The sequence below is a fragment of the Neorhizobium sp. BT27B genome (assembly GCF_050455485.1).
GTDB lineage: Bacteria > Pseudomonadota > Alphaproteobacteria > Rhizobiales > Rhizobiaceae > Neorhizobium.
Genome location: NZ_JBCIYT010000015.1, coordinates 120,886 through 139,599, shown reverse-complemented (window position 1 = coordinate 139,599; position 18,714 = coordinate 120,886). Strand labels below are relative to the sequence as shown.

The following is an 18,714-nucleotide window of genomic DNA, read 5'->3' as shown; positions in this document are numbered from 1 at the left end:
GCACCGTCGAAAACACCAACAGACGAGCGCGAAAATGGCTTTCGAGAGAGGTCGATCCAATGTCCGTGACCGACGCCGACCTGATTGAGATCTGCAACAGACTAAACGGAACGCCACGCAAATGCCTCGGCTATCGAACGCTGGCAGAGGTCTTTCGCAAGAAACTGCTCGCCCGGATGCGCTATGCCGGTTAGCTTGATCAAGCCCGCAAGTCGCGCTTCAGCGTGAACTCACAGTTTGCCAAGACGTTGTCACTTACTAGGCGACAGGTTGCGGAAATAGAAGTCGCAAACCCAACACTCGAAACATTGGAAAAGATAGGCCAGTTATTCGGATTGCGAGTTGGTTTCGTGGCCAAATGGTTCTTCGCGGCGTGAAACGCGGGCAACACGGACCTTGGGAAGCTCTGATTTTCAAGAGCTGCGTTGTGGGCGTCAGACAGGAATTTGTCGCGCAGTTTTCAATTTAGACCGCAGGACTAATCTTTTCATCGTCATGACGCCGCGCGTGCCACTTGATCGTGCGGTCGCGTGCTGACCGGCACAACCCCCCTACCGCCTTGTTTCTCCATCCTCTGCGCTCTAAGTATCTTAGAAAGTCCGGAGGAATTATGGATCGTGTACTCAGCAGTAAGGCCGAAACTGGTGTCCAGGGACTGGACGACGTTTTATCCGGCGGCTTTACACGCAGACATGTTTTTCTGCTTGAAGGCTCTCCCGGCACTGGCAAGACGACGATTGCCCTGCAGTTTCTGATCGAGGGCGAAAAGCTCGGTGAGCGCTGTCTTTACATCAGCCTGTCGGAATCCGACGAAGAGCTTCGCGACTGCGCGCAATCGCATGGTATGGAAATCGGCGATGGGATCGAGATTTTCGAGCTCGTGCCGCCGGAAAGTCTTCTCGATGCCGATCAGCAGCAAAGCCTGCTCTATTCGTCGGACCTAGAGCTTGGTGAAACGACAAAATTGATTTTCGAGGCATTCGAGCGGCTGAAGCCACAGCGCGTCGTCATCGACAGCCTGTCGGAAATCCGCCTTTTGGCGCAGAGTTCACTGCGTTATCGGCGGCAAATCCTTGCATTGAAACATTTCTTCTCGCGCTCGGATGCCACCGTCCTTCTTCTCGACGACATGACATCGGAGAATTTCGACAAGACGGTGCATAGCGTTGTTCACGGCGTCATTCACCTCGAGCAGCTTGTGCCCGATTACGGCTCCGAGCGCCGCAGGCTGAGGGTCATCAAATATCGTGGCCAGTCGTTCCGCGGTGGCTATCACGACTTCATCATCAAGACCGGCGGCGTTAAAGTGTTCCCACGTCTTCGGGCGATCGAGCACAGGACCAGCTTTGAACGCATCACGCTTTCCAGCGGCCTACCGGAATTCGATGGTCTGCTTGGGGGCGGCATTGAGCGCGGATCCAGCACATTGCTGATTGGTCCTGCCGGGACCGGTAAAAGCCTTTTCGCCCTGCAGTTCGTCAATGCCGCGGTTCAGCGCGGGGAAAAAGCGGCCATCTTCGTATTCGACGAAGAACTCGGCCTGCTTTATGCCCGCACCAAGTCGATGGGTATCGATCTGGAAAAGCTGCATGACGCCGGGCTTATCCACATCGAGCAGCTCGATGCAGCCGAGTTGTCGCCGGGAGAGTTTGCCCAGCGCGTACGCGATCGCGTTTCAACCTATGACGCCAAGACGGTCGTCATCGACAGTATCAATGGTTATCAGGCATCCATGCCGGAAGAGAATGCGTTGATCCTGCACATGCATGAGCTCCTGCAATATCTGAACCGGCAGGGTGCCAATACCTTCTTGACGGTGGCGCAGCATGGGCTGGTCGGCGACATGAAGTCACCGGTCGATGTGACCTATCTCGCCGACAGCGTGATCCTGCTGCGCTACTTCGAAGCGCTGGGCAAGGTCCGGCGTGCTGTGTCCGTTATCAAGAAGCGTACCGGCCCTCACGAAGACACCATTAGAGAGTTCAAGATTTCCGGCAAGGGCCTTACGCTGGGTGAGCCGCTTTCCGGCTTCCAGGGTGTGCTGCGTGGCGTTCCAAACTTCGTTGGAGAACGGCAGCCGCTTCTTCCCCTGACCGATGAGGACGGCGACCATTCCTAACAGCGACGCAAGCGGCCTGATCTACGCTCCAATCGGCCGCGATGCACAGATTGCAGCGTCGCTCCTGAAAGAAGCGGGCATCAACTCGGCGGCGGCAGCGGATATCCCGTCATTCGTTGCAAGCCTCGGCGATCACATCGCGTTCGCTATCGTCACAGAGGAAGCGTTTCGATCTGCCGATTTACGAGCCATTTCCACATGGATCGCGGCCCAGCCCAGCTGGTCGGATCTGCCGTTCATCATCCTGACCAACCGCGGTGGCGGCCCGGAACGCAATCCGGCAGCGGCAAGATTGTCCGAGGTCTTGGGAAACGTGAGTTTTGTAGAGCGACCGTTTCACGCAACGACATTCATCAGTGTTGCCCGATCCGCCATGCGCGGCCGGCGCCGGCAGTTTGACGCCCGAGCCAGAATAGAAGATTTGGATGAAGGCGAGCGTCGCCTCCAGACGGCTCTCAGCGCAGGCCGGCTTGGAGCCTGGGAGCTTGACCTCGCCACCAATGAACTCACCACGTCGAAAACCTGCAAGTCGATTTTCGGACACGGTCCTGATGACAGGTTTTCCTATGAAGATCTGTTGTCGGCGATCCATCTCGACGACGTTGACCGCATGCAATCTGCCGTCAGAGCGACGATCGATACCGGCGTCGACTATGCAATAGAATATCGAACCATCTGGAAGGATGGATCTGTTCATTGGGCGGAGGTTCGCGCGCAGCTTTACAGAGATAGGTCCGGCAAAGCCATCAAGCTGGTCGGTGTCTCTGCCGACATCACGGCGCGACTGGAAGCAGAAGAACAGCAGCGACGGTTGAACGAGGTTCTGGAGCAGCGCGTTGCAGAGCGAACACGTGAACTGGAGTTTGCTCATGCCGCTGTCATGGATGAGGTCGGGCATAGGGAGCGTGCCGAACAGCAACTGCGCCAAAGCCAGAAGATGGAAGCCATCGGTCAGCTGACCGGCGGCGTGGCGCACGACTTCAACAACCTTCTGATGGCGGTCCTTGGCAATCTCGAACTCCTGCGCAAATACGCTGGAGACGATCCCAAGGTGATCCGCCTGATTGACGGCGCGCAGCAAGGCGCAAAGCGCGGCGCGTCCCTTACCCAGCGGCTTCTCGCCTTTTCGCGCCGGCAGGATCTTCGCATCGACCCGGTGGATATGCGAGCGCTCGTGTTCGGGATGGAGGATCTCCTGAAACGATCGGTCGGTTCGACGATCGTGATCGAAACGAATGTGCCGGACCAGCTTCCCCTCGTGTCTGCCGATGCAAACCAGGTGGAACTCGCCCTTCTCAATCTCGCCGTCAATGCGCGAGACGCAATGCCGGACGGCGGAACAATCCACCTCGGCCTGGAAGAGGTCGTGCAGCCTTCGCAGGTCGGCGAGCTGGTCGCCGGTCGTTACGTCGTCCTCTCGGTCACCGATCAGGGCTGCGGCATGGACAATGAGACGCTGCAGAAAGCCATTGAGCCCTTCTTCTCGACCAAGGAACTGGGCAAGGGAACCGGACTGGGTCTTTCCATGATCCATGGTCTGGCCTCCCAGCTGAACGGCGACCTCAAGCTGACCAGCGAGGTGGGCAAAGGAACGAAGGCCGAATTGTGGATCCCAGTCTCGACGGCACTTGTGACCGTAGACAAGCAAGCAGGAAGCGCATTGGCTGCGCCTGCAACGACGTGGGCTGGTCCGAAACGGATCTTGCTGGTCGACGACGATATGCTGATCGCCATGAGCTCCGCTGACATGCTGATGGATCTTGGACATGACGTCGTTGAAGCGCATTCGGGCCTTGAGGCTTTGGAATGTTTCGGGGACGGATCGGGCTTCGATCTTGTCATCACGGACTTCTCGATGCCCGGTATGAACGGTGGAGACCTAGCCATGGCTGTCCGTGCAATCGCTCCTAATACGCCAATACTTATCGCATCCGGCTATGCGGAACTTCCAGCAGACCTCAACCTCGACGTCGCGAGGCTGGGTAAGCCCTATACTCAGGAGCAATTGATCCAGGAGATTGGCAAGCTCACATCCGGACCTTAGGCATCCCGTATTGGTGGTCACGTTTCTGACTCGGCAAGCGACAGCTGGTGGTCGGCAGCCTTCAACACGCACGAAATCCCGATCGGGAGAGATAACAGGCCCGCCTATCGGACATATGTGCACGTGTCCCTTAAGGGCAACGAAGCGTCCAATCGCGGGATACTTCTGTCGGTTGGAGCAGTGCAGGCATCAATCCGCATAAAAGCATCGAGCTATTACAACGACGCGACACGGCGGAGTGGGCGGGCGGCACGGCTGCTGAATTGATTGTCGTCTTTCAGTGGAAATGCTTCAAAGGCGAAGACACTCGTTCTCGTCGGCAATGAAGGATCGATAGATGGCGACCAAGACGACCCTCAACGCCAAAAATCTCGAAACGCTCGGTGCTCCACGTCTGGCAGAACTTCTTATCGAAATCGCCACCGGCAATGCGGCGCACAAGCGTCGCCTGCGCCTGGAGCTTGCCGGCGACCATTCGAGTGCGGAGGTTGCTCGCGCGGTGCGCAAGCGCCTTGGCAGTATCGCGCGTGCCCGAACCTTCATCGACTGGAAAAAGATCAAGGCAACCAGACTGGATCTTGAAACACAGCGCAGGATGATCGTGGAGACCGTTGCGACGGATGATGCCTCTGAGGGTTACGAACTCATCTGGCAGTTTCTGAACCTGGCGGATTCGATTTTTTCCCGCTCGAACGATAGCAGCGGTTCGCTGATGCAAATCTTTCATCAGGGGTGTGTTGATGCCGGTGTCGTCGCTGCACGCGCGGCGATCGCATCCGACGTGCTTGCGGAAAAAATCATCAAGGCCATACAGGGCAATAACTACGGCCAGTTCGACCCGCTGATTGGCGTCATGGCGGATGCCCTCGGCCATGAGGGGATGGAACGCCTGAAAACACTTTTGTTGGAATGGTCGAACGAACCTCAGGAGACACCATCCGAGATGGAACGCGATATCCTCGGTTGGAGCGGAGCGGGACCGCTTTACGAGGACGAGGTTTTCGGGCGTCACCGGGATCGCACGATCCGCTATGCCTTGCAGGAGATCGCCGATCAGCAAAACGATGTGGATGCCTATATCGCCTTGCAGCCGCAAGAGACGTGTGCTGCACCAATGGTCGCCGCCGATATCGCCAACCGTCTCACGGCGGCAGGGCGTGCCGCCGAAGCGCTTGATATTCTCGATCGGGTCGATGACCGCGGCCGTGGCAGCCTACCGTTCGAGTGGCAAATCGCACGTATCGACGCACTGGAGGCGCTCAAGAGGCCGAATGACGCTCAGGCATTCCGGTGGCAGTGTTTTGAACAGTCTCTGAATGAAGAGCACCTGCGGGCCTATGTTCGCAGGTTGCCTGATTTCGACGATCTGGAAGCGGAGGAGAAAGCTTTCGATTACGTCCGGAATTTCCCCGAGGTTCATCAGGCGCTGTCTTTCTTTATGAGATGGCCCTCCCCGGCGGACGCCGCGAAACTGGTAATGAAGCGTGTCGGCGAACTGGATGGTGATTTCTACGAACTGATGAACGATGCCGCCGACATGCTCGGCGAGAAACATCCGCTGGCAGCAATGATGGTCTTGCGCGCCATGATTGACTTCACCCTGGAAAATGGACGATCCAGCCGATACAAGCACGCCGCACGGCATCTGACGGAATGCCTGTCACTTGCAAGCCAGATAGAGGACTATAGCGGTATCGAAGCTCACGAGGACTATGTCGCTCGGCTGATGCGCGAGCATGGACGTAAATCGGGCTTCTGGAACCAGGCAACATGAACGTTCTATGCAAACACGCATAACGACCATTTTGTGCATAGGTGCGAACGTCACGGCTTATACCTTCGACCTTGCATGTCTCCGTCAGCATCGCCACCTTCGCCATGACTGCAAATCTGGACGGGGCCAAAAGCCATGTCCTCCCATCGTCTGCCACATAGGCGCATCGCATGTTTCATCTTATATTCGGTCTGCCATGGCTGATTGTCGTTCTGCGTTTCATAGAGCCGATGCCTTGGTCACTTCCGGTGAAGATCGTCGTGGCCGCATTTCTCCTGATTGCATCCCAATATCATCTCATAAGCCGTCTTTCTTCCGGATCCGTCCTGTCGCCGGAGTTTCCGCGACCGCTGATCATCGGCTTTAATGTGCTTTTCGGTGCGATCGTGTTTCTGGGCATATTCCAGATCGCGCTGGATATTATCTCGTTGATGCTTGCCGTTGCGCGTTGGAGGTTTCCAGACGTGCCTGTCGAGGTCCGCTATGGGATCGGGCTCCTCTCCCTCGGTCTGGCAGCATACGGAGTCGGGCAGGCGATAAAGATACCACCTCTAAAGGAGGTGGTGGTCGAGATAGCTGGGCTACCGAAAGCTTTCGAAGGATACAGGCTTCTCCAGCTTACAGATCTGCATGTCAGCAGGCTTTTTACGAGGGGTTGGTCACAAGAGATCGTTGCGCGATCGAATGCACTCGACGTTGATCTGATTGTTATTACTGGAGACTTCATCGACGGAAAGCTCGATGCGCGTCGCAACGATATCGCTCCGCTCGCGGACTTGCGCGCCCGTGACGGTGTACTGGCGATACCAGGCAACCACGAATATTATTTCGGGTATGATCAGTGGATGAAGCATGATGCGCAACTGGGCATCCGCATGCTTCTCAACGAGCACGCCGTGATAAGAAAAGACGGCGATGAAGTGGTTGTTGCGGGCGTTACCGATCTTGAGGCGCTCAGTGGTACCAATCCGGCGCCCGATCTGGACGCTGCGCTTGCAGGCACTCCCAGCGACGCGCCGGTTATATTGCTCGCGCATCAGCCCAAGATGGCACCGCGCGCGGCGGCGGCTGGTGTGGCCTTACAGCTTTCGGGCCATACGCATGGCGGCATGGTTCGCGGGCTGGACCTGTTGGTCGCCCGCGGCAATAACGGCTATGTTTCCGGCATGTATCAGGTCGGTGGCCTGCAACTGTATGTCAACAACGGAACTGCTCTTTGGCCAGGCTTCGCAATCCGCCTCGGCGTCCCTTCCGAGCTGACTTTGATCAGGCTCAAGGCAAAGTCCTGATATCTCGGTAGGTTTCCGACGATTCATCGGCAGCAAACCATCGTTAAGCTCGACTGGGAAGATGAACATCGCCGGAGCATGGTTGGCCTGGAACAGGCCAGCTGCCTACACCATCACTATTGAGCTGCCGTCAGGCAAGCATGAATGGCACTTCGCTCTTATTGCTCGGAACCACGATCATCTGACAGATAATATTGTCGCTGCCAGCGATCTCATTCGCGAGCCGCACAATTTTCGCGAGCTCACGGCTGGATGGAACGCTACCGTCCAATACGATGAAGGAGCCGCTTTCTTCGACGCGAACGTCGCTGCAATTGACGTTTTCCAGATATCTCAATTCAGCCTCGATCGCCGGCTTGCCGCAAGACGTGCCTGGCTCGCGCGAAAAGCTGAAAGCAGCGCCAGCATTGAAAGTGTTGAGAAACATCGGATACTCCATCGGAACATGAACGTCAGATGAATAGAACATTTAGGTGGCGTTTAAGTTCCATAGATAGTCCGGCTGGGAACGGTTACCCATTGAGATTGCCACGTCGACGATGAAGGCGCGCAGTCCTAGCGGATACTGAACGGAAAATACTTCGCATTGATCCCGTCATAGGTCCCATCGTCCTGGATTTTCGCAAGCGCCTGGTCCAATCGCTGGAGAAGTGCGGCGTCATCCGGTCGCACAGCTATGCCTGCGCCTTCTCCGAAATATTTAGGGTCTTTCACGTCATCACCACGAAACTCGCAGCAGCTTCCGGCCTTGGTGTTCGTCAGCCAATCATAGATCGCGAGCTTGTCTTCAAGGATCACATCGACCTCCTCGGCTTCCAGCGCCTTGTAGAGATCGGGCGAGGAAGGATAAACGACACGCTCGATATTGCTGTAGCGATCGTCGGCGAAGCTGGCCTGGGCAGTCGAGAACGTGACACCGAGCTTTTTGCCCAACAGTTCGTCAGCCTGCATCCGTTTCAGCGGAGAGGCTTTTTGAACGACAAATACCGAAGGGCTGTCATAGTAACGGGCAGTGAATCTGACCCTTTCCTTTCGCTCCGCGCTCATGGACATCGACGATATAATCGTGTCGTATTTGCCGGCCAGGAGATTGGGGATCATGCCATCCCAGTCCTGAACGACAAACTCACATTTCAGCTGGGCTGCAGTGCAGATCGCGTTTGCGATATCAATATCAAACCCCTGAAGTACATTGTTGGAATCCCTGTAGTTGAATGGAGGAAAAATACCTTCGACGGCAACTGTGACCGAAGCCTCTTCCCCGTGGGATGTTGCGGTACCGAGAGATCCCAATGCCGAAAGCGCCATTGCGAAACGTAATAATAGGCTCGTCCACTTGCCTCTGATATACATCGTTCGTCCCCAGCCCACCCCGTTGTGGCGCAGTCATTCAGCCACACAGATGTTAATTTATGTTATTGAGAGAATTGCAATTTAAATTCGCCTTTATAAGCGTTTAGCAATCTTTTTGCTGAATTCTGTCCCAAAATATGGGGGCGGAAGTGCTTGAACATCTCACCGGCGCAATAACAAAGAGCTTTTTTCGCCGCAGGAACTCTCGCTTAATCTTTGTTCCAATAGTTACCATCGGCATTGCCGCAACCTTGCTGGCCGTGCTGGCAACCATTTGGGCTGGCGCAGAGAGCGATATAGCGGCCCTCGAACGCCAGAAGGCGCTGGTCACAGCCAAGCTCGCGGATCAAGTCAATCAGATGGCCAGAGACGTGGCGATGGTCGCTGCGGGCTATGCCTCTCTTCTTCCGGACAATACATCTGACGGCGCCCGAGCCGACCGCCGAGAGGCGCAGGTGTTTGGCGAAACCGTTACAGAGGTGTTTGATTTCGAACAGCTGCTCCTTGTCGACGACGATGGAAAGCTGCTGTTTGATGGCGATCCTGCTACCGCTCGCCGCTACCAATGGGTAAGGCCCCTCCTCGCCAATCTTTTCAGCAAGGTGCGCGACGGACGATATCAGGCAGCGATGCGTGGAGAACTATCTCCATCGATCAGCGCCGAGATGTTGCGCCTGGAAGGTCGGGCATCCATCGTCGCCATATCATCGGTCATCTTCGACGGCGAAAGAGGCGAACCGGGGGCGATGCCAACGCCGCAAGCCCCCCATTATCTTATCGGGTTTCGCTTTCTGGACGGAACGATCCTTGACGATCTTAGCCGCGAAATGGGTCTCAAGGGCGCACGGTACGCTCGAACTACCGATGCTGAAGATGGGGAGGTTGCCTTCCAGGTGGAAGCGAGCGCAAATGGTGATCCGATAGGTGTGATCATCTGGTCTCCGGACCTTCCCGGTTCCAAGGTCATTGAGAGGCTCACGCCATACCTCTGCGCTGCCATCGCAGTGATTGGCGGACTTTTCTGGCTTCTGGTGCTGCGCCTTAACCGGAGCTGGAAGGAGCTGCATCGTAGCGAGCAGCACGCCAGGGAACTCGCCCTGCAGGACGTCCTTACGCACCTTCCGAACCGCGACCTTTTCAGCAGGCGGCTCAAAGAATGTTTCGCATCGACATTGTCAGATGCCAGCATTGTCGTCGGTTTCGTCGACCTCGATCGCTTCAAGGCCGTCAATGACTCCTTTGGTCACGCCGCCGGCGATGAGTTGATCATCAAGGCCGCAGAACGCATGAACGAGGTTCTCGGCGGACGCGGAACTCTTGCACGACTGGGCGGCGACGAGTTTGCAATCCTGCTTCCTGTGCGTCGATACGAGCTCGCCGCACAGATCGGTATTTTCGAATCTATAGTCTCGGCAATTGATCGACCCTTCGCGCTGAGGCAGGGAGAGGTGACAGCGCATATTGGCTGCTCGATAGGCATTGCGTTCAGCACCCATCATGATTGCCTGCCAGAGGAACTTCTTCGCCGGGCCGATGTCGCCGTCTATCAGGCAAAGGCAAAAGGACGCGGCCGCCATGTCGTCTATGACGCCGAGATCGAGACGGGGCAGCGTGAGCGTGAGCGACTGATCGACGAATTGCGGACAGAGCTTGAACAGATCGAGGCTGCCTCCCTGTCCGGTCGCATTGCAGACGCGTCGTACCATTCCGCCCTCGAAGTCCATTTTCAGACGATCCATCGGGCTGGTGAGGAGCACCATGTTACCGGCGCTGAAGCGCTTGTTCGTTGGCGTCACCCGCGGCTTGGCCTGCTATCGCCGGACAAGTTTATACCGCTTGCCGAAAGCACAGGCCTGATAGCCCCGCTGGGCGACTACATTCTAGAGCAGGCGTGCTGGATCGGATTGACGAGACTTCGTGATAAAACAATCGCCGTGAATATCTCTCCAATGCAGCTGCGGCATGACGGCTTCGCCGACAGAGTGCTGACCACATTGCAGAGAACTGGCTTTCCTTCATCCTGTCTTGAATTGGAGCTTACCGAAACGGCGCTGGTAGACAATCCGCAGCAGGTCAAGGAAATTTTGGGGCGACTGCGAAACGCAGGGATAAAGATTGCGCTTGATGATTTCGGCACGGGATATTCGTCGTTGAGCCATCTCATCCATTTCGGCATAGACCGCATCAAGATCGACCGCTCTTTTGTGCGGCTCCTTGATACGCAGAGCAATGGCGCAGCTATCGCTGCGGCGGTCACGAGCCTTGCCCGCAACCTCGGCATGGAAACGACGGCGGAGGGTGTGGAGACACAAGGACAACGGGATTTTCTTATCGCCATCGGCTGCACCGATTTGCAGGGTTATCTGTTCTCACGGCCTGTCGCCGCTGACGATTTGATGATTGGCGATTCTGATTGTCCGCAACACGCTTTGCGGTCCAGTGCAAGCTGATCCACCACTTACGTCAACATAAAGTAAGGTCTGCCCGCACCTCCGTTTGATTGCCGATGAATGAAAGTGACAATCCATGACCAATGATCATCAAGAAACCTCAGTTGGCTTATTTCGATCCGTTCGTTGAACCGACTCTCATCAACGAGCCGGAACAAGGCGATGCGCGTTATGTTTACATATGTGTGCGTTCTCAGGGCACCCGCGATATCGAGCGTGAACGTTATCTAAGCTCACGCGCGGCGGGACCGATGCCTTGAGACGGTCCGGTCGCGAATGCATGGCAATCGGACAGATCGAATAGGCTGGAGAGCATGGTCTCAGCCTCGGGCCAGCGCGCTTTTGACAGCGGCGAGACCACGACGCAGGAACGGGTCCGAATGGACGTAGAAGAACTGTACACCCTTGGCTCGCCAATGCGGGATCTCGTCGAGCGTGGCGAGTGTTCCGGGGATCTTTCCGGCAGCGCGAATCTTGTCGACCGCAACTGCAACCTTGCCCATGACGACATCCGGACGCGGATCGCCGAATGGCGGAGCCGGCGGGTAGCCCATGTCCTGCGACAGGTCACCCGGGCCGATGAAGAACACATCGATACCCTCTACCTTCACGATCTCGTCGATAGCATCGACTGTCTCGATCATGGCGATCACCAGACGCTTTTCGTAGTCCGCCGGAATGGCGTAACGGACAGCATCCACGACCGCGCGTGCCTCGTCGGCGTTGCTGATCATCGGCACCATGATTCCGTCGGCGCCCGCGTTCAGATAGCGGATGATCAACGGCCGTTCGTGCGACTGAGGACGCACAATGGCGGCAGGCGGCGTAAGCGATCATTCGCCGACGCGTTGGCCGCTAGTAAAATTAGACTGGTGCCATTCATCGACTGGAGCGTGATTTGCGCTTTGGATGTCTGGGACATGCTGGGCGTGCGCTTCGTTGAGGCGACAATGTGCAGGTGATAATGACTGGTCAGGTTGCAGACACCGGACGATGATGCCATCAGATTCAATGAAGACCTGCCGGAGTCCAACGTCGCGTTCGGCTGCCGCTCTTAGGTGTTGCCGTTATTGCGTCATCTTGTCGACTAAACCCGCGGAGCGGTTGGCGACCATCTGCTCCAGCGTCATTGTGTCCAGCACCGCGGAAATGGCGTCCCTGACTTGTGTCATCGCATGCCGAACCTGACACTGGTCAGGATGGTCGCAGTCGTCACAGGATTCGAATGCATTTTTGCTGGCGCACCGGATCGGCGCCAGCGGCCCATCGAGAATACGGACCGCTTGGCCGATGGAAATCTCCGATGCTGGCCTGGACAATGCGTAGCCACCGCCTGGCCCCTTTTTCGATCGCAAAATCCCGCCTTTGCGCAACTCCAGCAGAATAGCGTCGAGAAATTTCTTGGAGATATTGTTCTGTTCAGCGATGTCGCTAATGAATGCCGTTTTCCCGGGTTCGATTTGCGCCAGGTGAATCAGCGCCTTAAGCCCGTATTTGCCTTTTTTTGTCAGCATCGAGGTCAACGTATCCGTCATTGTGTCGGCAGGCTGTGGCTCGTCGGATACACCAAGGCCGGAGACGGTTCAACCAAAGTTAACGCGAAGCCATGATCTACGCTCGCACAGCGTGTTGCGTCCTTGTCCTCTCGCGTCTGCGGAAGGCCGCAAGAGGTTCGATTTTTTCGTAGGGTTTTCGCGACCGATAACGCGCACATCAAGTCGATGGTCATTTGCCAAAGACAGGTTTCGGCAAACGTGTCGCGGCCAATCAAGGTCTCCCGGCGTTACCCTATTGAACGCCGTCCACTCAACATAATTTTCCCCGCAAGGCTCGAATTATAGCATGCCGTTCCGGGACCATAGTGGGAGGTTTTGTCTAGTATCCTATATCTACTAAATCCATAGACATAGGCGCCTAAAATGAACCCGAAGCTCTCTCGACGCAACGCTCTCAAGCTTGGAGCGGGAGCGATCCTCGCATCGCCACTTGGGGCCAACGCAGCCTTCGCGCAGTCCTCGACTGATTTTCCGAAAGAGCTGAGGCTCGACTGGGGCTTCTATTCATCTCACACGCTTTTGATCAAGAATAAAGGCTGGCTTGAGGAAGCGTTCAACGACGTCGGTACCAAAATCACTTGGGTGCAGTCTCGCGGCAGCAATAATTCCCTTGAATTCCTCAAGGTCGGCTCGACGGATTTTGCGGGTTCTGCGGCCCTCTCCGCCTTCCTGTCGCGGGCCAATGGCGTGCCTTTGAAGGTGATTTATGTGGCGAGCTGGGGCGGTTCATCGATCATCCAGGTTAAACAAGATTCGCCGTTGCAGTCCGTGGCGGATCTGAAAGGCAAGACGATTGCCGTGACCAAGGGTACTGCACCCTATTTCACGCTGGTGCGCGCGCTTGCCAAGTCAGATCTGACCATCAATGACCTCAAGGTCGTCAATCTCCAACACCCGGAAGGCTTTGCAGCCCTGCGGCAGGGGCAGGTCGATGCCTGGGTGGGGATCGATCCGCAGACGGCTCAGGCCGAAATTGCCGGTGACCGAGCAATCTTCAACGACCGTAGCTGGCGCGAAGGCAGCGTTTTCAGCGTTTCGGAAGAGTTCCTCGGCAAACACCCGCAGGCGGTTGAACGCGTGCTGGGTGTCTGGGTGCAAACCCAGAAATGGATACGCGAAAACAAGGAGGAATTCATCGCTTTCGTTACGGAGCAAGCCGGTGGCGACCCGCAGGTCACGAAGCTGACCGTCGAGCGGCGCGATTGGACCGATCCTGTCCCCGGGGAAGAACTGCTTGCATCGATCAAGACGGCAACACCACTTCTCGGACCCGAAGTCCTGCGGCCCGGCACCAATGTCGATGACGTACTTGGCCAGTTGCTTGACCCGGCACCAGCCAAAAAAGTGCTTGGCGCATGACGATCTCGACCCATGAGTTCAGGGGCGAGACACAGGCCGAAACAACCAAGTCGCGACCGCCGGGAATAGTCTCCCGGTTCGGCGCGAGGATAACATCCATCGATCTGCGCGGCGCCATCATTCCGGTCGGCTCCTTGTTTCTTCTCGAACTGTTCGTCCGCATGGGTTGGGTCAGTCCCTATGTTCTGCCTCCACCGTCCGATCTTTACGAAACGTTTCTTTATCTGGCCGAAGGACCGCTCTGGACAAATATTGCGGCCAGCGCGTCGCGGGTGCTGATCGGTTTCACTGTCGGTTCGCTTCTCGCCATTGTCGTCGGCTCGGTTGTCGGTCTGTGGTATTCGGCAGAACGTTATTTGGAGCCGAGTTTCCAGGCTCTGCGGGCTGTTCCGAGCCTCGCCTGGGTGCCGCTCCTGATGATCTGGTTCGGCATTGGTGAAACCTCGAAAATCGTGCTGATCGCAAAGAGTGCGTTTTTTCCGGTTTACCTCAGCCTGTTTTCCGGCATCCGCAATGTCGACCGAAAACTGGTGGAAGTTGGCGAAATGTACCGCCAGCCTTTGCCGGTGCTCGTCTGGCGCATCCTCATTCCGGCATCCCTTCCGCATCTCTTCACCGGTCTGCGTTACGGCCTGTCGCTCGCATGGTTGAGTGTTGTCGCCGCAGAACTGCTCGCTGCCTCCGAAGGCATTGGCTACATGTTGTCGGATGGTCGTGAACTGTCTCGACCAGATCTCGTGCTTATTGCCATCATCTGTCTCGCGATACTCGGAAAGATCTCAGACAGCCTGTTCAAACTGGTCGAGGACCGTTGTCTGTCATGGCGTGACAGCTATTCGACCTCGATCGGAGGACGGCCGGCATGAGCCTCCTGGACATAGACGTACGCGAAAAAGCTTTCGGCAGCACGGTCGTCCTGCATGACATCAAGTTGAGCCTGGACAATGGCGAGGCGGCCGTTCTGCTCGGGCCGAGCGGTTGCGGCAAGAGCACACTCCTCAGGATCGCAGCCGGTCTCGATAAACGGTTTTCCGGCAGCGTATCCGTCAGGGCGGGCCAGCACGGAACAACGTCAACGACGCCACCGGTCGCATTCGTGTTTCAGGAACCCCGATTGATGCCGTGGTTGACCGTCGCACAGAATATCGGTTTTGCGGACGGCACGAAATTCGATTCCACACGTGTTGCCGGCCTCATCGCCGATGTCGGATTGACCGGCCACGCCTCGACACTGCCGAAAGCGCTTTCAGGTGGCATGGCACAGCGTGTAGCCATCGCCCGTGCGCTCTACACGGAACCACGCATTCTGCTGCTTGACGAACCGTTCAGTGCCGTCGATGCCTTCACTCGGATGAAACTGCAGGACCTCGTTCTCAGGCTGGTGGAACAACGGGGCATCTCATTCCTGCTGGTTACGCATGACATCGACGAGGCTCTGTATCTCGGTGATCGCATCTACATGATGGGGGCCGGCGACGGTGGCATCCAGCATGATCTTTCCGTCGATGTTGCCCGTCCCCGCGATCGTCGCGCCGCGCGGCTGGCCGAACTCAAGAGCGACGTGCTGACGGCATTGCAGGCAGCCCACGTCATTTAAGCGGACGACCTTTTGTCCGCTCCTCCCCTTTCATCCAAAAGATTAGATGCACAATGACCCAGCAATCAGAATTTCTCTGGTACATCCCCAATCAGGTTGTCGCCGGCCATCGTGGCGAACCAGTCCGCGATGATCATAACAGCCTCGACACGCTGACAAGTCACGCCAAGGCTCTTGAAGAGCATGGATGGAAGGGCGCCTTACTCGGCGCCGGCTGGGGGCGGCCGGACACATTTACTGTCGCCACAGCGCTGGCGGCGAGGACCAAGACATTCGAACCGCTGATTGCCATCCGGCCAGGCTATTGGAAGCCAGCCAATCTCGCCGCCTCCATCGCCACGCTCGATCATCTGTCCGGTGGGCGCGTACGCATCAATATCGTTTCCGGCCAAGATAGCATTGCCGCTTATGGCGACCAGGAAGGGGACCAAGCGGAACGTTACGGCAGAACCCAGGAGTTCATGCGGTTGATCCGCCGGCTGTGGAGTGAGGACAACGTGACTTTCAAGGGCCAGCATTATTGGCTCGACAACTCCACGGTGACACCAAGGATTGCCGCAAGGCCGGACCGGCCGACCCCAAAGCTCTATTTCGGCGGAGCCTCCGCCGCGGCAGAGCGCGTGTCGGCAAGCGAGGCCGATATCCAGCTTTTCTGGGGTGAGCCGCTGGAGGGCATCGCCGCGCGCATCGACCGTCTCAAACAATTGAGCAAAAACCAGGACCGTGACCTGCCACCACTGGAGTTCGGCCTGCGCATCACCACTTTCGTGCGCGACACCACCGAGCAGGCTTGGGCAGAGGCGGAAGCCAAAGTGGCAGAAATGGCGAAAGCCGGCAAAAACGACTGGGTCGACGAGCGTCGCCCGAAGGCGGTGGGCCAACAACGCCTGTATGATCTCCAGAACCAGGGGGATGTGCTGGACGAAAACCTTTATACCGCGCCGGGCAAGTTTGGGGGTGGTGGCGCCGGCACCACGTGGCTGGTGGGCTCGCCTGCAGATGTGGCGCGTTCGTTGAAACGCTACCGCGATTTGGGCATCACGCATTTCGTGCTTTCCGACACGCCATATCTGCGTGAACTTTCCCGGCAGGGCGATCAACTCCTGCCCTTGCTGCGCGAGCAGGCATGACGACCGCGGCGCTACAGAAGGACATTTCTGGCAAGCCTTCCGCCATGCCGCCCAGACTCGGTGAAGATGAACACAAAGCCCCGGTGGTTCTTATCATCGGCGGCGGTTATTCGGGCGCCGCGTTGGCTATACGTCTGCTTGAGCGTCGAAAGCGATTGCTGCGGGTCGTCATCGCTGAACCGCGACGCTCTCTCGGTCATGGACAGGCCTACAGCAGCACTGACACCGCGCAGTTGATGAATGGCCCGGCCGGCAATTTTTCCATTCATCCCGAGAACCTGGGACACCTTGCCGACTGGGTCGAGCGCAATGCTGCGCGAAACAACATCGATCCTCCGCACGATGGTGCACATGGTCTGTTCATACCGCGTGGCGTGTTCGGACAATATGTCGAGGAAGTACTCAAGCAATCGATCGGGACCGCGGGCGATACCGTTGTTCTCGAACATTGGCAAACCCAGGTTATCCGCCTCAACCGGCAAGGCGGCGGTGGTCTGGTGGCCGAATTTGCCGACGGTCGCCGGCTGCATGCCGATCTCGTGGTACTGGCAACGGGCGTGTTTCCCATTGGTCCCGATCCTGCCCTTGTATCGCTTGCGAGCGACCCGCGCCTCGCAACGCCATGGAATGCCGAAACGCTCGATCACCTGAGCAAGGCGCGAGAGATACTCATCGTCGGTGCGAGCCTGAGCATGGTCGACACGGTCGCGAGCCTCGAAGCGCGGGGCTTTGCCGGCCGCTACAGGATCATATCGCGCCGCGGGCACTTGATCGAACCCGTGCGTCCATCCAGCGAAGCCATGCAGATTATCGATCCCGACATGATGCCGCGTACGACCCGCGAATTGCTGGCACTGGTAATCAGGGCACGCCGAACACTCATGGCGGAGGGGCGTGACTGGCAAGTTATTCCGTTCAGCCTGCGGCCCTTCATTCTTCCCCTGTGGCAGAGCGCGACGATTACCGAGCGGTTGCGGTTCACGCGCCACCTGCGCTCCTTGTGGGACGTCTCGGCACATCGAGCCGCTCCGCCATCCTATGCGGCCGTCGAGCGGGCGATACGAGCGGGCAGGTTCAAGGCACAGGCAGCGCGGCTGGTATCTGCTTCGCCCGGCGATCCGCAGATCGAAGTCGTGTTACGACCTCGTGGCAAAGCCGATTGCATCACGATCAGTGTCGACGGTATCGTCGACGCTCGCGGCCATCAGGAGCATGACTGGGGCCGGATTAGGTCACCGCTTGTCGAGCACCTTCTCAAGAGCCGTCTCGTCACGCGCCACGACACCGGTTTCGGCATAGATGCGACACTGAATGGGCATGTGCTTGATCACGCTGGAATTGCGCATGGCGATTTTTTCGCCATCGGCCACCCTTTGCGCGGCGTCGCCTGGGAGTCCAGTTCACTGACCGAATTGCGAGGGCAAGCTCAGGCGCTGGCCCAGGTACTGGCGGAGAAACTCGATGCCGTCCTCCCTGATGCCTCTTCCTCGAGGTCGATAAACGGGTAACCTGATCATTGGGAAAAGGCCATTGGCCGAGGGCATCATTCAGGCCCCTATTCCATCATCTTGCTGAAGCGACGGTGACGTTTCTCACAAACGTGAGAACGTTGGCGAGCAATCCAGAAAACAATGGAGATCTGCAATTTAGCCGATCGTCCTATGTAAATAGCCTAGATCAGCAACGTAAATCCGGCAACGAACGAAATAGAGGCTGCCACGGCGCAACGCCCTGCCCATAGGCTGAGCACATCCAATTTGATGTGCTGCCGGGATGGATGTGAGGAACCAAATGCAAGGGAAGCGAACGCCTTGATCATGGATCGCCCTCAGTAGACGGGATACATGCCCCAGAGAAAAATTTCCGGGTGAACTTCATAAACTTCACGCTCGGCTTTTTCCGTGTGTGACTGCGGTTTCTCAACAATCTTTGAACTGTCTGCGCGTTGGCCGGATGTGCGCCGGGCGAGGCCAAAAAGGTCGAATCCAAATATGGAAAAGGCGCTGCTGGTCATTGTCCGCTCTCCGGTTGATCTCCGTGGAG

The 18,714-nt window shown here is 57.1% G+C and carries 15 protein-coding genes and 3 pseudogenes; 13 read left to right on the top strand and 5 right to left on the bottom strand.

The genetic code is table 11. The annotated features are described in order from the left end of the window. The 6 genes and pseudogenes from AAIH70_RS27655 to AAIH70_RS27630 all read left to right on the top strand — a co-directional run. Nucleotides 1-194, top strand: a pseudogene (locus tag AAIH70_RS27655) (IS30 family transposase); the annotation flags it as partial. Nucleotides 195-610: 416 nt separating this feature from the next. Next, nucleotides 611-2,119: an ATPase domain-containing protein gene (locus AAIH70_RS27650; RefSeq protein ID WP_430037114.1), complete on the top strand. Its 1,509-nt coding sequence runs from the start codon at nucleotides 611-613 to the stop codon at nucleotides 2,117-2,119. After that, nucleotides 2,097-4,163, top strand: a complete 2,067-nt coding sequence (locus tag AAIH70_RS27645) for an ATP-binding protein (protein ID WP_132280276.1) — start codon at nucleotides 2,097-2,099, stop codon at nucleotides 4,161-4,163. The genes AAIH70_RS27650 and AAIH70_RS27645 overlap by 23 nt, the downstream gene beginning before the upstream one ends. 141 nt (nucleotides 4,164-4,304) lie before the next feature. Beyond that, nucleotides 4,305-4,430 (top strand): annotated as a pseudogene (locus AAIH70_RS27640) (integrase); the annotation flags it as partial. Between the two features lie 70 nt (nucleotides 4,431-4,500). Further along, the gene (locus AAIH70_RS27635; protein WP_430037110.1) at nucleotides 4,501-5,937 is read left to right on the top strand and encodes a DUF6880 family protein; all 1,437 of its coding nucleotides are present in this window, start codon (nucleotides 4,501-4,503) and stop codon (nucleotides 5,935-5,937) included. 170 nt (nucleotides 5,938-6,107) lie between these two features. Further along, nucleotides 6,108-7,226 carry a metallophosphoesterase gene (locus AAIH70_RS27630; protein ID WP_132280282.1) on the top strand — a complete coding sequence of 373 codons (1,119 nt, stop codon included), beginning with the start codon at nucleotides 6,108-6,110 and terminating at the stop codon, nucleotides 7,224-7,226. Nucleotides 7,227-7,356: 130 nt separating this feature from the next. Here AAIH70_RS27630 and AAIH70_RS27625 read toward each other — a convergent pair whose 3' ends face one another. Then, nucleotides 7,357-7,653, bottom strand: coding sequence for a BON domain-containing protein (locus AAIH70_RS27625; protein ID WP_430037107.1), 297 nt, complete (start codon nucleotides 7,651-7,653; stop codon nucleotides 7,357-7,359). Between the two features lie 128 nt (nucleotides 7,654-7,781). Further along, nucleotides 7,782-8,579 (bottom strand): transporter substrate-binding domain-containing protein, encoded by a 798-nt coding sequence (locus AAIH70_RS27620; RefSeq protein WP_430037104.1) that lies wholly within the window; start codon nucleotides 8,577-8,579, stop codon nucleotides 7,782-7,784. 149 nt (nucleotides 8,580-8,728) lie between these two features. On the opposite strand from AAIH70_RS27620, the gene AAIH70_RS27615 reads away from it, so the two are divergent. Next, the gene (locus tag AAIH70_RS27615; protein WP_430037101.1) at nucleotides 8,729-11,029 is read left to right on the top strand and encodes a putative bifunctional diguanylate cyclase/phosphodiesterase; all 2,301 of its coding nucleotides are present in this window, start codon (nucleotides 8,729-8,731) and stop codon (nucleotides 11,027-11,029) included. 83 nt (nucleotides 11,030-11,112) lie between these two features. After that, on the top strand, nucleotides 11,113-11,289 hold the full coding sequence (locus AAIH70_RS27610) for a hypothetical protein (RefSeq protein ID WP_430037098.1): 177 nt from the start codon (nucleotides 11,113-11,115) through the stop codon (nucleotides 11,287-11,289). A gap of 60 nt (nucleotides 11,290-11,349) precedes the next feature. On the opposite strand, the pseudogene AAIH70_RS27605 reads toward AAIH70_RS27610, so the two are convergent. After that, nucleotides 11,350-11,847, bottom strand: a pseudogene (locus AAIH70_RS27605) (HpcH/HpaI aldolase family protein); the annotation flags it as partial. A gap of 249 nt (nucleotides 11,848-12,096) precedes the next feature. After that, nucleotides 12,097-12,543 (bottom strand): RrF2 family transcriptional regulator, encoded by a 447-nt coding sequence (locus tag AAIH70_RS27600; protein WP_430037095.1) that lies wholly within the window; start codon nucleotides 12,541-12,543, stop codon nucleotides 12,097-12,099. A gap of 405 nt (nucleotides 12,544-12,948) precedes the next feature. Here AAIH70_RS27600 and AAIH70_RS27595 point away from each other — a divergent pair, with 405 nt between their 5' ends. Genes AAIH70_RS27595 through AAIH70_RS27575 form a run of 5 tightly spaced genes read left to right on the top strand, consistent with a single transcriptional unit; the run spans nucleotide 12,949 to nucleotide 18,179 of the window. Further along, nucleotides 12,949-13,944, top strand: a complete 996-nt coding sequence (locus AAIH70_RS27595; RefSeq protein WP_430037092.1) for an aliphatic sulfonate ABC transporter substrate-binding protein — start codon at nucleotides 12,949-12,951, stop codon at nucleotides 13,942-13,944. Beyond that, nucleotides 13,941-14,810 (top strand): ABC transporter permease, encoded by an 870-nt coding sequence (locus tag AAIH70_RS27590; RefSeq protein WP_430037089.1) that lies wholly within the window; start codon nucleotides 13,941-13,943, stop codon nucleotides 14,808-14,810. Before AAIH70_RS27595 ends, AAIH70_RS27590 begins: the two co-directional genes overlap by 4 nt. Beyond that, entirely contained in the window at nucleotides 14,807-15,541 is a 735-nt protein-coding gene (locus tag AAIH70_RS27585) for an ABC transporter ATP-binding protein (RefSeq protein WP_430037086.1), read from the top strand. The genes AAIH70_RS27590 and AAIH70_RS27585 overlap by 4 nt, the downstream gene beginning before the upstream one ends. Before the next feature lie 53 nt (nucleotides 15,542-15,594). Further along, nucleotides 15,595-16,671 (top strand): LLM class flavin-dependent oxidoreductase, encoded by a 1,077-nt coding sequence (locus tag AAIH70_RS27580; RefSeq protein ID WP_430037083.1) that lies wholly within the window; start codon nucleotides 15,595-15,597, stop codon nucleotides 16,669-16,671. Then, complete coding sequence (locus AAIH70_RS27575) at nucleotides 16,668-18,179, top strand: FAD/NAD(P)-binding protein (protein ID WP_430037080.1); 1,512 nt, start codon at nucleotides 16,668-16,670, stop codon at nucleotides 18,177-18,179. Before AAIH70_RS27580 ends, AAIH70_RS27575 begins: the two co-directional genes overlap by 4 nt. 320 nt (nucleotides 18,180-18,499) lie before the next feature. Here AAIH70_RS27575 and AAIH70_RS27570 read toward each other — a convergent pair whose 3' ends face one another. Further along, nucleotides 18,500-18,685, bottom strand: coding sequence for a hypothetical protein (locus AAIH70_RS27570; protein ID WP_430037077.1), 186 nt, complete (start codon nucleotides 18,683-18,685; stop codon nucleotides 18,500-18,502). Nucleotides 18,686-18,714: the final 29 nt, after the last annotated feature.